We start from the raw sequence: 21,290 nt of genomic DNA, 5'->3' as shown, positions 1-21,290 counted from the left end.
TCAGCCCGCGCCGCACACCGGGCAGGCCGGGTCCTTGCGGAACGCCACTTCCCGCCAGGACAGGGTGCGCCCGTCGAACAACCGCAGGCACGACGCCACCGGCTTGCCGGTCAGCAGATGCAGGGCCAGCAGCGCCTGCAGCGTGCCGATGGTGCCCACCACCGGCCCCAGGATGCCGGCCTCGCTGCAGGCCAGATCGCCGCCGGTGCCGTCGCCGTACACGCAGGCGTAGCAGGCACTGTCCGGGTCGCGCAGGTCGAAGGCGGCGAGCTGGCCGTCCAGGCGGATGGCGGCGCCGCTGACCAGCGGTTTGCGGTGGCGCACGCAGGCGGCGTTGATGGCCTGGCGGGTGGCGAAGTTGTCGCAGCAGTCCAGCACCAGATCCACCTCGGGCAGATGCCGGTCCAGCCAGTCGTCGCCGGCCATGGCGGCGTGGGGCTCCACCTTGACGTCCGGGTTCAGGGCATGCAGCTGGGCGGCCAGGGCGGCGGCCTTGCCCTGCCCCACCTGGTCGCCGCGGAAGGCGATCTGGCGGTGCAGGTTGCTGGTGTCCACGGTGTCGTCGTCCACCAGCACCAGCCGCCCGACGCCGGCGCCGGCCAGGTACAGCGCCGCCGGATTGGCCAGTCCGCCGCAGCCCACCAGCAGCACGGTGGCGCCGGCGATGGCCTCCTGGCCGTCCAGGTCGAAGTCGGCCACCAGCAGTTGCCGGCTGTAGCGTTGCAGTTGGTCGTCGCTAAACACTTCTTGGTTAGACATGGCCCAAGGTTACCCTGTCGTTGCCGCCCAGGTCCTGGCGGGTGGTGACGTCGTGGAAACCGTGGCCGGCCAGCAGCCGGCGCACGGCGCCGCCCTGGTCGTGGCCGTGTTCGAGCATCAGCCAGCCGCCGGCGGCGAGCCGTTCGCGGGCCTGGGCGGCGATCACCCGCAGGTCCGCCAGCCCGCGGTCGTGGGCGGCCAGGGCCGAGCGCGGCTCGAACCGCACATCGCCCTGCTCCAGGTGGTGATCGTCCGGGTCCACGTAGGGCGGATTGCTGACAATCAGATCGAAAGGGCCGGCCAGGGCGCCCAGCCAGTCGCCGCGCACCAGACTGACGGCGGCGCCCAGGGCCTCGGCGTTGTCCCGGGCCACCGCCAGGGCGGCGGCGCTGGCGTCGGTGAGCACCACCCGCCAGGCGGGCCGCTCCAGTGCCAGGGTGACGCCCACCGCGCCGGTGCCGGTGCCCAGGTCCACCACCCGCAGCGGGGTGTCCGGCACGGTTTCCAGTACCGCCTCCACCAGGGTTTCCGTGTCCGGGCGGGGGATCAGGGTGGCGGCGGTAACCACGAAACGGCGCCCGTAGAATTCCCGCTCACCGGTCAGGTGGGCCACCGGCTCACCGGCGGCCCGGCGCTTCACCAACAGGTCGAACAGGCGCTGCTGGTCCGCGTTCAGGGTCCGTTCCGGCCAGGTATAGAAATAGCGGCGGTCCTGGCCCATCACCCGGCAGAGCAGCAGCTCCGCGTCCAGCCGCGCGCTGGGCGACGCCGCCAGGGCGTCGCGGGCACCGCGCAGGGCCTCGTCGATGCGCACGGCGCTCAGCCCTGGCCCTCGGCCAGGGCCGCCAGCTGTTCCGCCTGATGCTCGGCGAGCAGCGCGCCCACCACCTCGTCCAGGTCGCCGGCGACGATTTCGTTGAGCCGGTACAGGGTCAGGTTGATGCGGTGATCGGTGAGCCGGCCCTGGGGAAAATTGTAGGTGCGGATGCGCTCGGAGCGGTCGCCGGAGCCGACCAGGGATTTGCGTTCCGCCGCCTGCTCGGCGTGGGCGGCGCTTTCGCGGGCGTCCAGCAGCCGCGCCTTCAGCAGCGACATGGCCTTGGCCTTGTTCTTGTGCTGGCTGCGCTCGTCCTGGCATTCCACCACCACGCCGCTGGGCAGGTGGGTGATGCGCACCGCCGAGTCGGTGGTGTTGACGTGCTGGCCGCCGGCGCCGGAGGACCGGTAGGTGTCGATGCGCAGGTCTTCGTTGCGAATCTCGATGTCGCCGGCGTCCTCGGCCTCGGCCAGGATCGCCACGGTGCAGGCGGAGGTGTGGATACGGCCCTGGGACTCGGTGGCCGGCACCCGCTGCACCCGGTGGGCACCGGACTCGAATTTCAAGCGCGAATAGACGCCGTCGCCGGCGATACGCGCGATCACTTCCTTGTAGCCGCCGTGCTCGCCCTCGCTGGCGCTCACCACTTCCACCTTCCAGCCGCGCTGGTCGGCGTAGCGGGAATACATGCGGAACAGGTCGCCGGCGAACAGGGCGGCTTCGTCGCCGCCGGTGCCGGCGCGGATTTCCAGGTACACGCTGGCGCCGTCACGGGGGTCCCGGGGCAGCATCAGGCGTTGCAGTTCTTCTTCCAGGTCGGCGGCGCGCTGCTCGCCCTCGCGGACTTCCTCGGCGCCCATCTCGCGCATATCCGGGTCGCTGTCATCGAGCAGGGCCCGGGCGCTGTCCAGGTTGTCCAGGGTGGTCCGGTAGTCGCGGTACCCCTTGACCACGTCTTCCAGCTCCGCGTACTCCTTGGAGAGCCCCCGGAACCGCTTCTGGTCCCCGATCACATCCGGGTCCGCCAGCAGCCCGCTGATCTCCTCGAAGCGCTCCATCAACCGGTTGAGCTTGCCCTCTAACGACGCCTTCATGATTCCTCGCTGGACGACTCGCCGTCCTGATCAAGCAGAATTTCCCGAGCCATCAACAGCGCCTCGGCGCGATCCTCGGCGGCCAGCCGCCGCAGGGTGACGCTGGGCCGGTGCAGCCATTTGTTCACCAGGTTGTGCTTGAAGCGGCGCAGCACCTCTTCCGGGTCACCGCCCTGCTGCAGCTGCGCCAGCGCCCGCTCCAGTTCCTGGTCGGCCAGTTCGGTGCGCTGGCGGCGGTAATCGCGCAGCACCCCCACCGCCCGCTTTTCCCGACGTGAGCGGTGATGCTGGGTGACCGCCTCGGCGATCAATCCGGCCGCTTCCCGGGCGGCCTGTTCGCGGGCGCGAACGTTCTCCTGGATCGCCTCCTGCAGATGGTCGACGGTATAAAGGTAGACGTCGTCCATCTCGCCGACCTCCGGCTCGATGTCCCGGGGCACGGCGATGTCCACCATGAACATGGGCTTGTGGCGGCGCCGCTTGAGCGCCCGCTCCACGGTGCCCTTGCCGAGAATCGGGATCGGCGCGGCGGTACAGGCGATCAGGATGTCGGCGTGTTCCAGGGCCACCGGCAACTCTTCCAGAGCGATGCCCCGGCCACCCACCTGCTCGGCCAGGGCCTGGGCCCGGGCGGCGGTGCGGTTGGCGATGACGATTTCCCGCACCTGCTGTTCTTCCAGATGCCGGGCCACCAGTTCAATCATTTCGCCGGCGCCGATCAGCAGCGCCCGGCTTTTCTTCAGGTCGGCGAAAATGTGCCGCGCGAACGACACCGCCGCGTAGGCCACCGAGACCGGATTGGCGCCGATGCCGGTCTCGGTGCGGATGCGCTTGGCCACCGAGAACACGTCCTGGAACACCCGGCCCAGTTCGCCGTTGACCAGACCCGCCTCATGGGCGCGGGCATAGGCTTCACGCATCTGGCCGAGAATCTGCGGCTCGCCCAGCACCAGGGAATCCAGGCCGCCGGCCACCCGCATCATATGTTCCAGGGCCAGGTCGCCCTGGTGCCGGTACAGCGCCGGGCGCAGCGTATCCACCGGCATGCGCCGCTCCGCCGCCAGCCAGTCGCCGAAGTCCGGGGTCTCGCCCTCCACCAGGCAATACAATTCCGTGCGGTTGCAGGTCGACAGCAAGGCCGCTTCGCGGACCCCGGGCAGATCGTCGCGCAGCCGCGCCAGCGCCCGATCCGCCTGATCGGCGGAAAACGCCAGTTGCTCGCGCAACTCCACGTCCGCGGTGGTGTGATTAACGCCGACTGCGATGAGATTCATAGGAAAACGACGACGACCCGATGGGATGCCCAGACACGCGCAAGGGTGTGGCATTTTGCGCGAAACGGCCCTTTAAAACAATGTAGTGCCCCTTTTGTACCCGGCCGTGAAAGCCTCGCCGATCCTTGGGTGCGGCCGGCGGGTGTGCAATGATAGCGGCTCGAAACGAGGACCGTATCGCCGATGAATGCACGCCCATCGCTTGTTGTTGCCGCCCTCCTGGCCCTGGCGGGCTGCGCCCAGACCCCGCCGGCACCGCCCGCCGCGCCGGCACCGCCGCCCCGCGATCTGCCCCCGATTGAATACGATGGCGAAACCCTCGGCGATCTGCTGGTGGCGGAAACCGCCGCCCAGCGGCAAAGCCTGGCGGTGACGCTGGAGTACTACGCCCGCGCCGCGCGCACCACCGGCGACCCGGAAGTGATCGCCCAGGCCACCAAGCTGGCCACCTTTCTGGAGCGCACCGATCAGGCCCGGGAGCTGTCCGACCTGTGGCTGGACCGCCAGCCGGACAACGCCGACGCCCTGCGGCTGGCCGCCCTGGCCCATATCCGCGAAGGCGACAGCGACGGCGCCGCCGCCCTGATCGACCGGCTGCTGGCCGCCCACGGCAGCGACGCCCTGCTGCCGCTGGTGGCCGAAGCCAGCAATATGGACGACGCCGACAACCAGGAACTGCTGGAAGCCCTCTCGCAGCTGGCCGACCGCTACCCCCACCAGGCGCCGCTGTGGTACGCCCGGGCCCTGGACCGGCGCCAGCGGAACGACCTGCCCGGCGCCCTGGACGCCACCCGGCGGGCCTTGAAGGAAGACCCGGAGCATCTGGAAGCCGCCCTGCTGCAAGCGCAATTGCTGTTCGAGGCCGGCCAGCCACAAAAAGCCCTGAAGCGGGTGGCGGAACGGGTCGAGGCCCACCCGGACAGCCGCCGCGCCCGGGTCGCCTATGTGCGCCTGCTGCTGGCCGCCCGCCAGTACGACGACGCCCGCGAACAACTGCAAATTCTGGCGGAACGCAATCCCCAGGATCTGGACCTGCAATATTCCCTGGCCTTGCTGGCCCTGGACGCCGGCGCCGTGGAATCCGCCGAGGACATCCTCAATCAACTGCTGAGCCAGGGTTACCGGCCCAATCAGATGCGTCTTCATCTGGGCCAGGCGGCGGAAGCCCGCGGCGCGGTGGACGAAGCCATTGATGACTACCTGAAGGTGAAGGGCGGCGACGCCCTGCAGGCCCAGGTGCAGGCGGCGCGCTTGCTGTACGCCAGCGACCGGGGCGATCAGGGCCATGCGCTGATCACCAGCCTGACCCGCCAGTTTCCCGAGCGGGCCGACCTGTTGTGGGTGAGCGAGGCGGAGATGCGCGCCGCCACCGGCGACGCCCCGGGCGCTCTGGCACTGCTGGACCATGCCCTGGAGGCGGATCCGGACAACCCGGACCTGCTCTATGCCCGCGCCATGACCGCCGGCCAGCTGGGCCGCACCGAACAGATGGAAGCGGACCTGCAGCGGGTACTGACCCTGGACCCGGACGACACCGCCGCGCTCAATGCCCTGGGCTACACCTGGGCGGACCGGGGCGCGCACCTGGAGCAGGCCCACGATATGATCGCCCGGGCCCTGGCGGCGGAGCCGGATGACCCGGCGATTCTCGACTCCATGGGCTGGGTGCTGTACCGCCTGGGCCGTCCGGAGGAGGCGCTGCCCTACCTGCGCCGCGCCTATCAACAGCAGCCCGACTCCGAAGTCAGCGCTCACTTAGGGGAAGTGCTCTGGGCCCTGAACGAGCGCGAAGCGGCCCTGCGGGTGTGGCGTGCCGCCCTGGCCAAGGAGCCGCAATCGCCCCTGCTGCTGGACACCCTGCAACGGCTGGAGGTGACCCCATGACCCGTCTGTGGTGGCTGCCCCTGCTGGCCCTGTTTCTGAGCGCCTGCCAAACCCGCCCGCTCCCCACCACCGACTTTACCCGGCCGGATCAGATCCAGCGCTGGGAGATGAACGGCAAGCTGGGCTACCGCACCCCGGAGGACGGCGGTTCCGCCACCTTCGATTGGGAGCAGTCGCCGCGCCATGGCGCCATTCATTTTTCCGGCCCGTTGGGCTTCGGCAGCGCCGAACTGACCTGGCGGCCCGGCCGCGCCCGCCTGGAGACCGGCAAGGGCGAATGGCAGGCGCGCTCCCCCGGCGAACTGGCCTGGCACCTGACCGGCTTCTGGCTGCCGGTGTCGGCCCTGGAATACTGGAGCCGCGGCCTGGTCTGGCCCGGCGCCCCGGCGCAGGCGGAAGAAAACGAGGCCGGCCAGCTGGTGCGTCTTCGCCAACTGGGCTGGAACCTGGAATTCGACCGCTATGAGCCGGTGGGCCAGGTGTCCCTGCCCCACCGCATCAAGGCCCGGCAGGACGCCAACCATTTCACCCTGCTGATCCGGGAGTGGCGTCCGCTGCCATGACCCCTGCTTCCACCGCGACGGTGCCGGCGACCGGGTTCGCCCTGCCGGCACCGGCCAAGCTCAACCTGCTGTTGCACATCACCGGCCGCCGCGCCGACGGCTACCACGAACTGCAGACCCTGTTCGTGCTGCTCGACCACGGCGACACCCTGCATTTCCAACCGCACGATGCCCTGACCCTGACCTGCGACCGGCCGGACCTGCCGGTGGACGAGCAGAATCTGGTGTTGCGCGCCGCTCACTTGCTGCGGCGGGCCACCGGCTGCCGTCAGGGCGCCGCGCTGCATCTGTGCAAGCACCTGCCCGCCGGCGGCGGCGTGGGCGGCGGCTCTTCCGACGCGGCCACCGCCCTGCTCGGACTCAACCATCTGTGGGGGCTGAACCTGACGCTGGACGAACTGGCGGCACTGGGTCTGCAACTGGGCGCCGACGTGCCGGTGTTCGTGCACGGCCGCAATGCCTGGGCGGAAGGCGTGGGCGAGCGTCTGCAAGCCGTTGATCTGCCGCCACAATGGTTTCTGGTGGTGAATCCCGGGGTGGCCGTTTCAACCGCTCGAATTTTCGGCGACGGGGAATTGACAAGGCACACCCCCGCCATTACATTACCGGCCTCGCTTGGGGCGGCCACTTTCGAGGCCCTTCTCAACCAGGGTCATAACGACTGTGAAGCCGTGGCCCGACGCCTGTTTCCCCCCGTGGATCAAGCGCTTGAGTGGCTCCAACGCGAAGCGGGCAATGCCCGCATGACCGGCACCGGCGCCTGCTGTTTCGCACGCCTTGCCGGGGCGCAAGCGGCCCGCGACCTGCAGCGGCGCTTGCCAGAAAACTGGACGGCTTTCGTGGCCCGAAGCACTGAACTCTCACCTCTCCACGAGGCACTGGCGACGCTTCGAGCCAAAGAACATCCAGGTCCGGCGTCCAACGACGACGCCACCTGACCGGTTAGTGTTGGGGTATAGCCAAGTTGGTAAGGCAGCGGGTTTTGATCCCGTCATTCCCAGGTTCGAGTCCTGGTACCCCAGCCATCTTCTTTATACGTTCTTCTATATAAAAGGAACGTAAGTTCCTGAAATCCACTACCTGATAGTCAGGGGACGCCAGTGTCCAAACTCGTGGTTTTTTCCGGTAGCGCCAATCCCGAGCTGGCCGAGGCCATGGTCAAGCAGCTCAATATTCCCCTGGGCGATGCCGATGTGGGCATTTTCAGCGACGGCGAAGTGTCCGTGGACATCCAGGAAAACGTGCGCGGCAAGGACGTGTTCATCGTCCAGTCCACCTGCAACCCCACCAATGATCACCTGATGGAACTGCTGGTCATGGCGGACGCCCTGCGCCGTTCCTCCGCCGGCCGTATCACCGCGGTGATGCCCTACTTCGGCTATGCCCGTCAGGACCGCCGGGTGCGCTCCGCGCGGGTGCCGATCACCGCCAAGGTGGTGGCCGACATGATCACCGCCGTGGGCATCGACCGGGTGGTGACCGTGGACCTGCACGCCGATCAGATCCAGGGCTTCTTCGATATTCCGGTGGACAACGTTTACGGCACGCCCCTGTTCGTGGCCGACATCGAGCGCCAGAAGCACGACGACCTGATGGTGGTGAGCCCGGACGTGGGCGGCGTGGTGCGCGCCCGCGCCCTGGCCAAGCAGCTCAACGACGCGGACCTGGCGATCATCGACAAGCGCCGCCCGAAAGCCAATGAATCCCAGGTGATGCACATCATCGGCGAAGTGGAAGGCCGCACCTGCGTGCTGGTGGACGACATCGTCGACACCGCCGGCACCCTGTGCAAGGCGGCCCAGGCGCTCAAGGACCACGGCGCCGCCAAGGTGTACGCCTACTGCACCCACGCGGTGCTGTCCGGCCCCGCCATCGACAACATCAGCAACAGCGCCATGGACCAGCTGGTGGTCACCGACACCATCCCGCTGTCCGAGCAGGGCCGCCAGTGCGACAAGATCCGCGTGCTGCGTCTGGCCCCGATGCTGGCCGAAACCGTGCGCCGGGTGAACAACGAGGAATCCCTGTCCGCCATGTTCGACCGGCTGGAGCTGGTGTAACGCCGGACGCTCGACGCTTTTCAAAGCCCGCCTTGGCGGGCTTTTTTGCTTTTAGGCGTCTCGCGTCAGGCGTCTGGCATCAGGCCTTCTTTTCGGGCATAATCCGGCCCCCTTTATCAACCCTTCCCATCGCACCTGGTCGCGGGGCGGCGGGGAGCTTTACGGAGACATCACCATGTCCAACGAATTCGAACTGACCGCGGAAAGCCGCAGCGACGCGGGGAAAGGTGCGAGCCGCCGCCTGCGTCGTCTGCAAGGTCGGGTTCCGGGCATCATCTACGGCGGCACCGCCGAACCGCAGATGATTTCCCTGGAAGCCCGCGAGCTGAAGAAAGCCCTGGAAACCGAGGCCTTCTACAGCCACATCCTGACCCTCAAGCTGGAAGGCAAGAAACAGCAGGCGGTACTGCGCGATCTGCAGCGCGATCCGGCCCGCGGTTTCCCGATCCATGCCGACTTCATGCGCGTGGACGCCAGCCACAAGATCACCATGATCGTGCCGCTGCACTTCACCAATGAAGAAGCCTGCATCGGCGTCAAGAAGCAGGGCGGCGAGATCCACCGCAACATCTCCGAGGTGGAAGTGAGCTGTCTGCCCAAGGACCTGCCGGAATACCTGGAAGTGGACATGATCGCCGTGGAGCTGGATCAGGTGATCCACCTCTCCGAGATCAAGCTGCCGGGCGGCGTGGAACTGACCGAGCTGACCCATGGCGAAGACCATGACCAGCCGGTGGTGGCCGTACACAAACCGAAGGTCCGCGCCGAGGAAGACGAAGGCGAGGAAGGCGGTGAAGAAGCCGCCGGTGACGACAAGGCCGACGGGGAATAATCCTCGCCGTGGCGGATCCGGTACGACTGATCGTGGGCCTGGGCAACCCGGGCCCCGAATACGACGCCACCCGTCACAACGCCGGTGTCTGGTACATCGATGCCCTGGCCCGTGCCCAGGGCATTTTCCTTTCCGAGGAAAAGAAATACTTCGGCCTCACCGGCACCTTCCAGTTCGAAGGCGAGACCATCCGTCTGCTGGTGCCCTCCACCTATATGAACCGCAGCGGCCAGGCCACCTCGGCGCTGGCGAACTTCTTCAAGATCCCCGTCACGCAAATGCTGGTGGCCCACGATGAGCTGGACCTGCCCCCGGGCGTGGCCCGCTTCAAGCAGGGCGGCGGCCACGGCGGCCACAACGGCCTGCGCGACATCATTGCCCGGCACGGTAACAGCAAGGATTTTCACCGCCTGCGCATCGGCATCGGCCACCCCGGCAGCGCCGACCGCGTCACCCCCCACGTGCTGAGCAAGCCCTCCGCCCAGGACCGCGATCTGATCGAGCGGGCCATCGACGAGGCGGTGCGCTTCACCCCGGATCTGCTGCGCGGCGATTTGAATATCGCCATGAACGGGCTGAACGGTTTCCGCGCCTAGCCACGCTCCCCGTCTTCAACGATCGGTGCGGTAACGCTCCAGAACCCATTGCCCCGCCGGCCGTTCCCGCATGTCCTTGAGCTTCTTCTGCAACGCCGGCGACAGGGTACTTTCGTCGAAAATATCCCAGGGCGTGCCCGGCGGGCTGACCAGCGGCGCCAGCAGGCTGGCGGCGGCGATGTCCGCCAGGGTCAGCCGGTCCGCCACCAGATAGTCGCCGCCGCCCTGGGCCAGGGCCTCTTCCACCCGCGCCAGCCCCTCCTCCACGCGCTGCTCCGAATACACCACCGCCTTGGGCTTGATGGCGTACAGCCGTCGCACGCCCTCGCGGGTGAGCGGCACCAGGGCGCGCTTGACCGGGCCGGGCAGGTGGTAGGGATCGAGCATGGCATCCATGATTTCCGGGCGGTTCAGCACCTGGCCGTAGAGCCAGCGGCGCACGTGCACGCCGATGCGGTCGAACTGCTGTTCCAGCTCGATCACGCGGGCCCGCTGGTCGGCATCCTCCGGCACCAGCGGCAGCTGCGGATAATACTTTTCCAGGTAATAGGCGATCTTGGTGGAATCACCCACGGTACGCTTGTCGTCGCGCAGAATCGGCAGGGTGTTGATACGCGCCAGCCAGTGGCTGCGCAGCCGGTGCGGCCCGGGCAGCAGGTTGCGGACCCGGTAGTCGAGGCCCTTATGATCGAGCTGCCAACGGCTCTTCTCGCAGTAATGGGAGATCGGAAACTGGTAAAGGATTCGGACGGTCATCGCAAAGGCACCTCCTTGTGACCAGCCAGTCTAGAGGTTCCCGACAACCCGGTTCAGGGCACGAGCGCCCCACCGGAGCGGCGCTTGAGCAACCCCCGGTCGCATTTTCGGCGTAGCTTGAGTAGCATTGCGCCCTCGAAAACGGAGGTGCAGTTATGGGTATTCAGTGCGGTATCGTGGGCCTGCCCAACGTGGGCAAATCCACTCTTTTCAACGCCTTGACCAAGGCCGGCATCGACGCCGAGAACTTCCCGTTCTGCACCATCGAGCCCAACACCGGCGTGGTGCCGGTGCCGGACCCGCGGCTCGACCAGCTGGCCGCCATCGCCAAACCGGAAAAGGTGATTCCGGCGACCATGGAATTCGTCGACATCGCCGGGCTGGTGGCGGGCGCCTCCAAGGGCGAAGGGCTGGGCAACCAGTTCCTGGCCAACATCCGCGACACCGACGCCATCGCCCACGTGGTGCGCTGCTTCGACGATGAAAACGTGATTCACGTGGCCGGCAAGGTGTCGCCCCTGGACGACATCGCGGTGATCAACACCGAGCTGGCGCTGGCCGACCTGGACTCCGTGGAACGCGCTCTGCAGCGCGCCCAGAAGGCCGCCAAGGGCCAGAACAAGGACGCCCAGGCGATGATCCCGGTACTGGAAAAACTGCTGCCGCTGCTCAGCGAAGGCGAGCCGGCCCGGGCGGCGGACCTGAGCGCCGACGAGCGCAAGACCATCCGCAGCCTCAATCTGCTCACCCTCAAGCCCACCATGTACATCGCCAACGTGGAAGAAGACGGCTTCGAGAACAACCCGCTGCTGGACACCGTCCGCCAGCAGGCCGAGAAGGAAAACGCCGTGGTGGTGCCGATCTGCGCCAAGATCGAATCCGAGATCGCCGAACTGGACGACGAAGAGAAAGCGGACTTCCTGGCCGACCTGGGCATGGAGGAACCGGGCCTCAACCGGGTGATCCGCGCCGGCTACGAACTGCTCGGCCTGCAGACCTACTTCACCGCCGGCAAGAAGGAAGTGCGCGCCTGGACCATCAAGGTCGGCGCCACCGCCCCCCAGGCCGCCGGGGTGATTCACACCGACTTCGAGAAGGGCTTTATCCGCGCCCAGACCATCGCCTTCGACGACTTCGTCGCCGGCAACGGCGAACAGGGCGCCAAGGAAGCGGGCAAGATGCGCGCCGAGGGCAAGGACTACGTGGTCCACGACGGCGACGTGCTGAACTTCCTGTTCAACGTCTGAGCGCGGCCAAAGCCGCCGCAAAACGGGGCCGCTTCCTTTTGGGAAGCGGCCTTTTTCTTTGTAAGCCCGTCGGTCTCCCCGCGACCCGCTCCCCTCCTTGCGAATTTTTCAAACAGACGCCATTCCGCTTTCAAATGGCCGACCAGAACCTTTCAATTGGACGGAAGGATATTTACGATCAGCCGATACCACCACTGGGACAAACCGGCATGTACTACCCCCGTTTCGCCGACAGCTTGCTGCACGATGCCCTGGAAGACTCACCCGTTGTCCTGATTCATGGCCCGCGCCAATGCGGCAAGACCACCCTGGCCCGGTCCATGGGCGAAAAACTCGATTACCACTACATCAGCTTTGATGACGACAACCAGCGCCAAGCCGCCCAGGCAGACCCCGTAGGTTTCGTTCAATCGCTCTCAGAGAAGGTGATTCTGGATGAAATACAGCGGGTGCCAGCTCTGTTTACCAGCCTCAAAGCGGAGGTCGACCGGCACCGCCGGCCCGGGCGCTTCGTGCTGACGGGTTCCGCCAACGTTCTGCTGCTGCCCTCTCTGGCGGACTCACTGGCCGGACGCATGGAAGTGATACGCCTTCGCCCGCTGGCCCAATGCGAAATCGCGGGCCAGAAACCCGATTTCCTGCGACGACTGTTTCAGGCCGATTTTGAAGGTGTCCAAAGCGGCTGGCGACGCTTGGGGCAGACTCTGCCGGCATTGATCTGCCAGGGGAGCTATCCCAGCGCCATCGCCCGGCGCGCCGAAAAGCGTCGGACGCACTGGTATAGGGACTACAGCCAGGCGTTGATACAACGAGACATCCGCGAACTCGCAAGGATCCGCAACCTGGGCATCCTGCCCAAGCTTCTCACGCTGTCGGCGGGGCAAACCGCGCGCCTCTTCAACACCAGCGAGCTGGCGTCCCCCTTCTCTCTGAGCCGGCCGACCATCCGCGACTATCTCGCCTTGCTGGAACAGATCTTTCTCATTGAGCAACTGGAACCCTGGCACAACAACCGCCTGAGTCGCCTGATCAAGACCCCCAAGCTACACCTGGCCGACACCGGGCTGGCGTGCGCTCTGCTGGGTATCGGCAGCCACGATCTCTGGCGGGACAAACCGCTTCTGGGTCAAATGCTGGAGACCTTCGTCTATCAAGAGTTACGCAAGCAAGCGGACTGGCATGAGCAGGAGCTGCAATTCTGTCATTATCGCGACAAGGACAAACTGGAAGTGGACATCCTTATCGAGCAGGGCCGTCAGCTGGCCGGCATTGAAATCAAGGCCGCCGCCACCGTCACCCAAGGCGATTTCAAAGGCCTGAAACGCCTTAAAGATGTCACTGGCGAGCGCTTCGTCGCTGGCGTGGTGTTCTACGATGGCGATACCCTTTTGCCTTTCGGGGAGCGACTTTTCGCAGCGCCACTCAGTATGTTGACACCGTCCCTGCCCTCACTGACCAGCCAGGCTTCTTCGTGATGAAACGCGACACCCGCAAAGGCACCGCCCTGGCCCTGCTCGCCAGCGCCCAGTGGGGCGCCACCGGGGTCTGGGTGGCGCTGCTGCGGGATCTGCCCACCGGCACCACCCTGGTGTTCCGGTTTCTCACCGCCACCCTGCTGCTCACCGCCCTGCTGGCCCTGACCCGGGCCTTCCGGCGCCCCAACCGGGCGGCCCTGGAGGGCGGCGTGCTGCTGGCCGCCTATTACGTGCTGGCCACGGTGGGCTTCTATCTGAGCGACGTGGTCACGGTGTCGCTGCTGGTGGCCACCTCGCCGTTCTTCGTGATGCTGCTGCGGGTGCTGCGCCGGGAAGGCCTGCGGGGCCGCGAGGTGCTGGGTGGGCTGCTGGCCTTCGCCGGGGTGGCCGTGGTGGTGCTGCTGGGTGGCCCGGCCTCCGGTGAGAGCCATCTGGTCGGCGATCTGTGCGGCCTGGGCGCGGCCCTGGTGATGGCGCTCTACTCCCGCGCCGGCGACCGGCTGCGCGGCCAGGGCTGGAACGTGGTGTGGATCGCCTGTGCCCTGGGATTGCTGGTCAGCGTACCGTTCGCGGACCCGGTGGCGGCGGTGCCGGACGGGCGCCAATGGCTGCTGTTCCTGGGGCTGGCGGCCTTTTCCACCCTGGCGCCGGGCTACCTCTACCCGCTGGCCTGCCAGCACATCAGCGCCACCTCCGCCACGGTGGTGCGCCTGAGCACGCCGTTCTTCACCGCCCTGTTCGCGCTGCTGGTGCTGGGCAGCGCCCTGGGTGTGCAGCACCTGTTCGGCGCGCCTCTGGTGCTGCTGGGGGTGTACCTGACCCTGCCCCGGGGCGCCGCAACGCGCTAGCGGCAGATGCCGAAGCCGCGCAGGCCGAAGTGGAAATGGTCCGCGTGGGCGGCGTTGTAGTCCGGCCCCAGGGCGGTGCCGAAGAACTCGCAGGCGCCGTCGAAGGCTTCGTGCAAGAAAGCGCCCTTGTCCCCTTCGTCGTCCCAGTGACGCTGCACCGAAATGCGCGTGCCGTCGCGCAGCGACAGCGCCGCCACGTCCAGGGCCGAGGCGGTGGCGTGATCGCTGCGACGGTCGTCCTGGCGGTGGTAGATGTTGCGGCAGGCGAAGGTGCCGTAATGCCAGACCTCCGACACCGGCTGGCCGAACCGGGCCCGCGCCAGCGGCTGCAGCCGGTTGCGCTCATACAGGGACCAGGCCGCCACCAGCGGGCAACGGGCCACGAAGCTGTTGTTGAAGTTCACCTCGCTGGAGCGCACCCGCACCACGTTGGTCAACGGGCAGCTTTCCACCGGGGTGTAATCCTCCAGGGGCAGATAATCCAGGGCCCCTTCCGGCGCGGTGCGCAGCGCCGCCAGGCAGGCTTCCGGGTCATCGCCCAGGCGCCGCAGTTTCCAGCGCGTCACCGGCGTCACCGGGTCCTCCAGATGCAACGGCAGAAACGGGTTCCAATGGCGCGGCACCGACCACCACTGCTGTTTGAGGCCGGCCACGAACAGGCCGGCGGCCAGCGCCAGAATCAGAATGACCGCGAAAAAACGTCCCATGGTCGCAGTGTACCCGGTGGCTTTTCAGAATGAATGCCCGGTTTCAATCTGCACCCCGGGCGCGCCGGCACGGAATCCCCCAAAACATTGATTTTGAAAGAGAAAATCCATTCCTCCTGTTGGCCCGTATCTTGCCTTTATTGGTGCCAATGACGACGGAGGACCTATGAATAAAAGAATCAAAGTCATCATCCCGATTCCCATGGACCAGGCCGGCATCGACGCCCGCGCCGCCCAGCTGACCCCCGGCTTTCTGCCGGCGGATTACCAGGTGGTGTTCGAATCGGTGAAAGCCGGCGCGGCCCTGGGCGACAGCTACCACGACACCCTGCTGATGGACGTCAGCGTCACCGAGGCCGGCCTGCGTGCCGAGGAGGAGGGCTACCACGCCATCTGTATCGATACGGTCAGCGATTCGGCGCTCAATGCACTGCGCTCCTGCCTGACCATTCCGGTGATCGCGCCGGGGGCATCCAGCTTCTACCTGGCCTGCAACCTGGGCAAGCGGTTCGGCATCGTCACCATGTGGGACGAATGGTTCCCCCTTTATGAGAAGACCCTGACCGACTACCACCTTTGGGACAGACTGGCGGGCATGCGTTCCATCAAAACGCGCCCGGACCTGGAAGAGCTGCTCGCCGGCAAGGAGGAAGTGGTGTTCGGCAAGCTGCTGGAAGCCGCCGAGGCGCTGATCCGGGAGGACGGCGCCGACGTCATCATTCTCGGCTCCACCACCATGCATCAGTCCCACGGCTTTCTGGCGGAGCGGCTGTCGGTGCCGGTGCTGAACCCCGGCCAGGTGAGCTTCAAGACCTGCCAGATGCTGCTGGAGCTGGGCCTCTCGCACAGCAAGAAAGCCTACCCGGCGCCGGAAGTCCCGCGCTACGAGCTGTTTCATGCCCTGGTGGGCCGCTGAGCCCACCCATCATGCCACCGACCGAAGGAGTCGATAATGAAAAAACTCAACCGACAACAACTGATTGATATGGCCACGCAGAGCTACTTCGCCAACGTGGACAAGAAGGACATGGACGCCGTACTCGCCAACTTCCACGACGATGCGGTGTTCACCATCCCCACCGATCCCATCGTGCATGAGGGCAAGGCCGGCATTCGCGCCATGTTTGAGAATCTCTTCAGCGGCTTCGAGGAAGTGTGGCACGGCGATTTCGAATGCACCGCGGACGAGGAAAGCCAGAGTGTGTCCGCACGCTTCAACGTTTATCTGAAAACCGCCGACGGTACCGAGGTGCGCCTGTCCAATTGCAACTTCTGGTACCTGGAAGACGGCAAGTTCTCCCGCGTGTTCGTGTTCATGAGCGGCGACAACGTGCTCCGCTAGGCGGTCCGCTCAGGCAGGCAACTCCACTTAGATGTCTTTCCATCACGGCGCCTCCCCGGCGCCGCTTTTTTTAACGACGGCGGTTATCCGCCTTGCTGCTTTCGCTTCTCCAGTTCCTTGAGCCGCCGCCACAGGGTGGTCTGGCTGATGCCCAGGTACTCCGCCGCCTGACTGCGGTTGCCGTTGAACTGTTCGAGCACGCGCAGAATCTCTTCCTGCTCCTTCTGCCGCAGGTGCCCCTGGTCGGTGCCGCCCCCGGGGCCGCCGTCGAACAACTCCGGAGCCAGATGAGGGATGGCGGCGGCGAACTCGTTCAGGTTGTCGTACATGGACGATGACACCATCAGACGTTCCAGCAGGTTCTCCAGCTGGCGCACATTGCCTGGCCAGCCGTAGTGCAGGAACACCGGCAGCAGCGCCTCGCACAGGGCGTCTTCCTCGATATCCATCTGATAGCGCGCGGACAGGCGGCGAATGAAGTAGCGGGTCAACGGCTCGATGTCTTCCGGCCGTTCCCGCAGCGACGGCAACTGCACGGTGAACACGTTGAGCCGGTAGTAAAGGTCTTCCCGGAAGCGGCCGCCGCGTACCTCCTCCATCAGATCATGGTTGCAGGCGGCCACGAACTTGACGTTGAGCGCCACCGATTTACGCGACCCCACCGGGCGCACTTCCCGGTCCTGCAGCACCCGCAGCAGTTTGGCCTGCTGGGGCATGGGCAGGGAGTTGATCTCGTCCATGAAAAAGGTGCCGTTGTTGGCCGCTTCCAGCAGCCCGGATTTGCCACCGCTGCGAGCGTGGGTAAAGGCGCCGTCGGCGTAGCCGAACAGCTCCGCCTCGAACAGCTCGCTGGGAATGGCGGCGCAGTTGATCGCCACGAAGGGCCCGTCCCGGTTGACGCTGGCGCGGTGCACCTCGCGGGCGGCCAGTTCCTTGCCGCTGCCGGTTTCGCCACGCAGCAATACGGAACCGGGCGTGGCGCCGTACACACTCAGCAGCCGGGTGGCCTCGTGCATGCGCCGCGAGCGGAATACCAGCTCCACCGGGTCACGGCCCTCCTCCACCCGCGACACCGGTGCCGCCTTGATGGAATAGACGTGCCCCACCCGCTCCTCGCCCACGTCGAAGGCGCGCTTGCCGACCCGGCACAGACGATCGTTGAGCAGAATGCCCTCGGCCACGGTGTCGTCGGTATCCAGAAAGCGCTTGTCCAACAGCTTGTCGATACGGCGGCCGCGATACAGATTGGCGAGCAGTTCCCGGGCCTGATCGTTGAAGGCGATCACCCGCTCCTCCCGGTTGGTCACCAGGGTGGCGGTGCCGGTGTTGGCGAGCAGAAAATCGGCGAACGCCTGCTGCTGGCGTTCGCGCTTGTACTCGCCGGCCAGATTGATCGCCCGCCGCAACAACAGGCGGCAGGAGGCCCGCGAATAGATCATCACATAGGGGATGCCGGCCTGTTCCGCCAGGTCGCAAATGTAGCTGGAGCCCACCACCGCGCCGAAGCCCTGCTGGCGCAGGCTGTGGAAGATGTTGTTGGCGTCGTCGGCGGTGACGTAGCTCTTCTGCACGATCTCCACGCCGGGCAGATGGGAGAGCAACTCCCACTCCACCGCCTGGTCCTCGTGCAGCAGAATCAGAATCTTGTGGGAAATGGCGCGGGCCTTGAGCACCGCGCTGATCAGGTCGCTCTGCCGGATTTTCAGGGCCACCACCGGCACCGGCAGGGTGTTCTTCAGGTAATAGGCGTTGGCGCCGGCGCTGACGAAGATGTCCACGTTGCCCTGCTCCACCAGATGGCGGGCGGACAGCAGGGCATCGCTGAAAATATTGTCGATAATGGAAATGTCCGCCGCCGCCTGGAACTCCGGGATCAGCGAATGCACCATTTTGCTGAGTTTGGAATTGCCAATCAGGCAGATCCGGGCCCGCGACAGTTCGGCGTTCTCGAACTCCATAGTCTCCTCCAGCCCACCAAACGTCCCGCCATTTAGAACAACCAGGGTTCTTCGCGACGGCGTCGGCTTTCATATTGTTGTATTTTTTCCGCTCTTTCGAGGGTGATGCCGATATCGTCCAGCCCCGCCAGCAAGGCGTCCCGCCGCGCGGGATCTACCCTCAGCGGCCATTCCCGCTCGCCCCACCGCAGCCGCTCCCCGGTCAGGTCGACGGTGAGCGGCTGTTCCGGGGCCTGCCGGCATAGGCGGAACAATTCGTCCACGTCCCGCTGACTGAGAATGACCGGCAGCACACCGTTATTAAAGCAATTCCCATGAAATATCTCACCCAGGGACGGGGCGATCACCGCCCGGATGCCGAAGTCCCGCAGTGCCCAGACCGCATGTTCACGGCTGGAGCCGCAGCCGAAGTTGGCCTGCGCCAGCAACACGCTGCCCCGGTCGTAGGGCGACTGATTCAACACGAACGCCGGGTTCGGCCGGCGCGAGGACGGCGGCGTGTCCACGTCGCCGGCGTCCAGATAGCGTTCGTCGTCGAACAAATGAACGCCGAACCCTTCCTTGTCGATCTTCTTCAGATACTGCTTGGGCAGAATCGCGTCGGTGTCCACGTTGCGTCGATCCAGTGGAATCACGATGCCGCTGTGCTGCGTGAAAGCCTGCATCTCAAAGCCCCCGCACGTCGGTGATCACGCCGGCCAGGGCGGCCGCCGCCGCCATCACCGGACTCATCAGATGGGTGCGCCCGCCCTTGCCCTGGCGCCCTTCGAAATTGCGGTTGGAGGTGGAGGCGCAGCGCTCGCCGGGGGCCAGCCGGTCGTCGTTCATGCCCAGGCACATGGAGCAGCCGGCGGCGCGCCATTCGAAGCCGGCGCACTCGAAGATATCCGCCAGCCCTTCGCGCTCCGCCTGCAGGCGCACCAGCCCGGAACCGGGCACGATGATCGCCTGCTTGATGCGCGGCGACAGCCGGTGGCCGCGCACCAGACTGGCCACCTGGCGCAGATCCTCGATGCGCGCATTGGTGCACGAGCCGATAAAGACCCGGTCGATGGGCAGCCCTTCCAAGGGCTGCCCCGCCGTCAATCCCATATAGGCCAGGGCCCGCTGCAGATCGTCCCGCCGGCCGGGCGGCAGGTCGTCCGGCACCGGCACCTGGCCGGTAACCGGCGCCACCATTTCCGGCGAGGTGCCCCAGGTCACCTGGGGCGCCAGCGCACCGGCGTCGAACACCTCGTCCCGGTCGAAACGGGCGTCCGGGTCGCTGACCAGGCCGCGCCAGTGCGCCACCGCCGCCTCCCAGTCGGCGCCGTCGGGGGCGCCGGGACGGCCGCGCACATAGTCCTCGGTGGTGGCGTCGTAGCCGATCAGGCCGGCCCGGGCGCCGGCCTCGATGCTCATATTGCACAGGGTCATGCGCGCTTCCACGGACAGGCCGGCCACGGTGGGGCCGGCGTACTCGATGGCGAACCCGGTGGCGCCGGCGGTGCCGAGCCGGCCGATCATCGCCAGCACCATGTCCTTGGCGGTGACGCCCTCGTCCAGCTCGCCGTGGAAACGCACGCGCAGGGTTTTCAGCTTGCGCGCCCGCAGCGTCTGGGTGGCCAGCACGTGCTCCACCTCGCTGGTGCCGATGCCCATGGCCAGGGTCGCCAGGGCGCCGTGGGTGGAGGTGTGCGAGTCGCCGCACACCAGGGTCATGCCCGGCAGGGTGAGCCCCTGCTCCGGGCCGATCACATGGACGATGCCCTGGCGCTGATCGGTAAGGTCGATGAGCGGAATGCGCGTTTGCCGACAGTTGTCCTGCAGCCGGCGCACCTGCTGGCGCGCCAGCCCGTCGCGAATGCCGGCCACGCCCAGGTCCCGGTTGCGGGTGGGCACGGCGTGGTCCGGCACCGCCAGATTGGCGTCCGCGCGCCACACCGGGCGTTGTTTTTCGCGCAGGGCGGCGAACGCCTGGGGCGAGGACACCTCGTGGATCAGGTGCCGGTCGATGTACAGCAACGACTCGCCACCGGGCAGCACGTCCACCACGTGGCGGTCCCAGAGCTTGTCGTACAGGGTGTGTTGCGTCATGGCGATTCCTCGGTGGGGGCGCCGCCGGACGGCGGCCAGGTGACCCAGCGATAGAGATTGGGGCCGTCCCGGTCCGCCAGGCGGAACCCGCACCAGCTATCCAGCTTGCCGCCCTGAAGCGGCTCGATAATGCAGCGCGGTCGGCTGCAGGTGTCCGCGTCCAGGCCCTGTTCGGCCAGATCACGGCGCAGCCGTCGCAGGGCCTCGCCGGCCCGCTCGCGGGCGGCGTCGTCGTGGCGGCTCAGGGCCGCCACGTGGCGGTGAAAGGCGCGTACGTAGTCGTCCCGGTAGGCCCCGCAGGCGGCGGGCTCGGCGGCCAGACGCGCGGCCAGTTCCGCCGGCAGGCCGTCGCCGCCGTTGGCCGGCGCCAGCTGGCAGCCGCCCAGCAGCAGCAGACCCGTCAGGCTAGCCCAGCAGCGCCAGGGTCTCGTCCACGGAAAGCACGTCCGCATACTTGATCCCCAAGTCCTTCAGGTTGGCCTGGTGGGCGTCCGGGTCCCGGTCGCCCACCGCTTCCCGGGGCACCACGGTGCGCAGATCGTGTTGCAGCGCGTCCAGCGCGGTGGCGCGCACGCAGCCGCTGGTGGTGAGCCCGGTGACCACCACGCCGTCGGCGCCGGCGGCGCGCAACCGCGCCGCCAGGTCAGTGGCGAAGAAGCCGCTGGCCCAGTGCTTCACCAGCACCGGCTCGTCGTCCCGGGGCGCCACCCGCGGGTCGATGCGCTCCAGCCCCGAGCCGGCCTGGAGCACCTCCAGGGCCGGCAGTTTCTCGCGGAATACCCGCGCCTGATCGTCCCGCTCATAAGCCACCGTGGTGAAGAACACCGGCAGCGACCGTTCCCGGAACGCCGCCAGCAGCCGGGCGTTGGCGTCCAGCACCGGGCCGGCCTCGCTGGCCAGGGGGCTGAGCCCGGGGTCGGTGAACCCCAGACTCAGATCCACCAGCACCAGCGCGTAACGACGGGCGGCGGCCAGACGCCGTGATTGCAGACTCATGGCGCC

General features: G+C 66.8%; 22 protein-coding genes and 1 tRNA gene. 12 read left to right on the top strand and 11 right to left on the bottom strand.

Annotated elements, in window-relative coordinates:
• The 4 genes from ACLD0W_RS07540 to hemA are packed head-to-tail and all read right to left on the bottom strand — an operon-like array spanning window position 1 to window position 3,944.
• A complete protein-coding gene (locus ACLD0W_RS07540; protein ID WP_410307476.1) occupies window positions 1-744 on the bottom strand; it encodes a HesA/MoeB/ThiF family protein in 744 nt (247 codons plus the stop codon).
• Between the two features lie 7 nt (window positions 745-751).
• Window positions 752-1,573, bottom strand: a complete 822-nt coding sequence (gene prmC, locus ACLD0W_RS07535) for a peptide chain release factor N(5)-glutamine methyltransferase (protein WP_410306881.1) — start codon at window positions 1,571-1,573, stop codon at window positions 752-754.
• Between the two features lie 5 nt (window positions 1,574-1,578).
• The gene (gene prfA / locus ACLD0W_RS07530; protein ID WP_410306880.1) at window positions 1,579-2,670 is read right to left on the bottom strand and encodes a peptide chain release factor 1; all 1,092 of its coding nucleotides are present in this window, start codon (window positions 2,668-2,670) and stop codon (window positions 1,579-1,581) included.
• Window positions 2,667-3,944 (bottom strand): glutamyl-tRNA reductase, encoded by a 1,278-nt coding sequence (gene hemA, locus ACLD0W_RS07525; protein ID WP_410306879.1) that lies wholly within the window; start codon window positions 3,942-3,944, stop codon window positions 2,667-2,669. The genes prfA and hemA overlap by 4 nt, the downstream gene beginning before the upstream one ends.
• 183 nt (window positions 3,945-4,127) lie before the next feature.
• Between hemA and ACLD0W_RS07520 the strand changes: the two genes are divergently transcribed.
• The 7 genes from ACLD0W_RS07520 (at window position 4,128) to pth (ending at window position 9,879) form a co-directional block, all read left to right on the top strand.
• Window positions 4,128-5,828, top strand: coding sequence for a tetratricopeptide repeat protein (locus ACLD0W_RS07520; protein WP_410306878.1), 1,701 nt, complete (start codon window positions 4,128-4,130; stop codon window positions 5,826-5,828).
• Window positions 5,825-6,391, top strand: coding sequence for a lipoprotein insertase outer membrane protein LolB (gene lolB, locus ACLD0W_RS07515; protein WP_410306877.1), 567 nt, complete (start codon window positions 5,825-5,827; stop codon window positions 6,389-6,391). The genes ACLD0W_RS07520 and lolB overlap by 4 nt, the downstream gene beginning before the upstream one ends.
• Complete coding sequence (ispE, locus tag ACLD0W_RS07510) at window positions 6,388-7,329, top strand: 4-(cytidine 5'-diphospho)-2-C-methyl-D-erythritol kinase (protein WP_410306876.1); 942 nt, start codon at window positions 6,388-6,390, stop codon at window positions 7,327-7,329. The genes lolB and ispE overlap by 4 nt, the downstream gene beginning before the upstream one ends.
• Window positions 7,330-7,340: 11 nt before the next feature.
• Window positions 7,341-7,416: transfer RNA gene (locus ACLD0W_RS07505), tRNA-Gln, on the top strand.
• A gap of 75 nt (window positions 7,417-7,491) precedes the next feature.
• Window positions 7,492-8,451: a ribose-phosphate pyrophosphokinase gene (locus ACLD0W_RS07500; protein WP_410306875.1), complete on the top strand. Its 960-nt coding sequence runs from the start codon at window positions 7,492-7,494 to the stop codon at window positions 8,449-8,451.
• 175 nt (window positions 8,452-8,626) lie between these two features.
• Entirely contained in the window at window positions 8,627-9,283 is a 657-nt protein-coding gene (locus tag ACLD0W_RS07495; RefSeq protein WP_410306874.1) for a 50S ribosomal protein L25/general stress protein Ctc, read from the top strand.
• A gap of 8 nt (window positions 9,284-9,291) precedes the next feature.
• A complete protein-coding gene (gene pth, locus ACLD0W_RS07490) occupies window positions 9,292-9,879 on the top strand; it encodes an aminoacyl-tRNA hydrolase (protein ID WP_410306873.1) in 588 nt (195 codons plus the stop codon).
• A gap of 15 nt (window positions 9,880-9,894) precedes the next feature.
• On the opposite strand, the gene ACLD0W_RS07485 is transcribed toward pth, so the two are convergent.
• The gene (locus ACLD0W_RS07485; RefSeq protein ID WP_410306872.1) at window positions 9,895-10,635 is read right to left on the bottom strand and encodes a glutathione S-transferase family protein; all 741 of its coding nucleotides are present in this window, start codon (window positions 10,633-10,635) and stop codon (window positions 9,895-9,897) included.
• 155 nt (window positions 10,636-10,790) lie between these two features.
• On the opposite strand from ACLD0W_RS07485, the gene ychF reads away from it, so the two are divergent.
• The 3 genes from ychF to ACLD0W_RS07470 all read left to right on the top strand — a co-directional run bounded on the left by ychF (window position 10,791) and on the right by ACLD0W_RS07470 (window position 14,205).
• Window positions 10,791-11,882 carry a redox-regulated ATPase YchF gene (gene ychF, locus ACLD0W_RS07480; RefSeq protein WP_410306871.1) on the top strand — a complete coding sequence of 364 codons (1,092 nt, stop codon included), beginning with the start codon at window positions 10,791-10,793 and terminating at the stop codon, window positions 11,880-11,882.
• Between the two features lie 209 nt (window positions 11,883-12,091).
• A complete protein-coding gene (locus ACLD0W_RS07475) occupies window positions 12,092-13,357 on the top strand; it encodes an ATP-binding protein (RefSeq protein WP_410306870.1) in 1,266 nt (421 codons plus the stop codon).
• Window positions 13,357-14,205 (top strand): DMT family transporter, encoded by an 849-nt coding sequence (locus tag ACLD0W_RS07470; RefSeq protein ID WP_410306869.1) that lies wholly within the window; start codon window positions 13,357-13,359, stop codon window positions 14,203-14,205. Before ACLD0W_RS07475 ends, ACLD0W_RS07470 begins: the two co-directional genes overlap by 1 nt.
• Here ACLD0W_RS07470 and ACLD0W_RS07465 read toward each other — a convergent pair.
• Window positions 14,202-14,912, bottom strand: a complete 711-nt coding sequence (locus ACLD0W_RS07465) for an extensin family protein (RefSeq protein WP_410306868.1) — start codon at window positions 14,910-14,912, stop codon at window positions 14,202-14,204. The genes ACLD0W_RS07470 and ACLD0W_RS07465 overlap by 4 nt on opposite strands.
• A 166-nt stretch (window positions 14,913-15,078) precedes the next feature.
• Between ACLD0W_RS07465 and ACLD0W_RS07460 the strand changes: the two genes are divergently transcribed.
• Window positions 15,079-15,828 (top strand): aspartate/glutamate racemase family protein, encoded by a 750-nt coding sequence (locus ACLD0W_RS07460; protein ID WP_410306867.1) that lies wholly within the window; start codon window positions 15,079-15,081, stop codon window positions 15,826-15,828.
• 36 nt (window positions 15,829-15,864) lie between these two features.
• The gene (locus tag ACLD0W_RS07455) at window positions 15,865-16,254 is read left to right on the top strand and encodes a nuclear transport factor 2 family protein (RefSeq protein WP_410306866.1); all 390 of its coding nucleotides are present in this window, start codon (window positions 15,865-15,867) and stop codon (window positions 16,252-16,254) included.
• 83 nt (window positions 16,255-16,337) lie between these two features.
• Here ACLD0W_RS07455 and ACLD0W_RS07450 read toward each other — a convergent pair whose 3' ends face one another.
• Genes ACLD0W_RS07450 through ACLD0W_RS07430 form a run of 5 tightly spaced genes read right to left on the bottom strand, consistent with a single transcriptional unit; the run spans window position 16,338 to window position 21,284 of the window.
• Window positions 16,338-18,212, bottom strand: a complete 1,875-nt coding sequence (locus tag ACLD0W_RS07450; protein WP_410306865.1) for a sigma 54-interacting transcriptional regulator — start codon at window positions 18,210-18,212, stop codon at window positions 16,338-16,340.
• Window positions 18,213-18,244: 32 nt separating this feature from the next.
• Window positions 18,245-18,877: a 3-isopropylmalate dehydratase small subunit gene (gene leuD, locus ACLD0W_RS07445; protein WP_410306864.1), complete on the bottom strand. Its 633-nt coding sequence runs from the start codon at window positions 18,875-18,877 to the stop codon at window positions 18,245-18,247.
• Between the two features lies 1 nt (window position 18,878).
• Window positions 18,879-20,288, bottom strand: coding sequence for a 3-isopropylmalate dehydratase large subunit (gene leuC, locus ACLD0W_RS07440; protein WP_410306863.1), 1,410 nt, complete (start codon window positions 20,286-20,288; stop codon window positions 18,879-18,881).
• The gene (locus ACLD0W_RS07435; RefSeq protein ID WP_410306862.1) at window positions 20,285-20,740 is read right to left on the bottom strand and encodes a hypothetical protein; all 456 of its coding nucleotides are present in this window, start codon (window positions 20,738-20,740) and stop codon (window positions 20,285-20,287) included. The genes leuC and ACLD0W_RS07435 overlap by 4 nt, the downstream gene beginning before the upstream one ends.
• Window positions 20,694-21,284: an isochorismatase family protein gene (locus ACLD0W_RS07430; protein WP_410306861.1), complete on the bottom strand. Its 591-nt coding sequence runs from the start codon at window positions 21,282-21,284 to the stop codon at window positions 20,694-20,696. The genes ACLD0W_RS07435 and ACLD0W_RS07430 overlap by 47 nt, the downstream gene beginning before the upstream one ends.
• Window positions 21,285-21,290 lie beyond the last annotated feature (6 nt).

Origin of the sequence: Alloalcanivorax sp. C16-1 (genome assembly GCF_046507805.1) — a bacterium.
Lineage (GTDB): Bacteria > Pseudomonadota > Gammaproteobacteria > Pseudomonadales > Alcanivoracaceae > Alloalcanivorax.
This window is presented reverse-complemented; position numbering and strand designations above follow the sequence as displayed.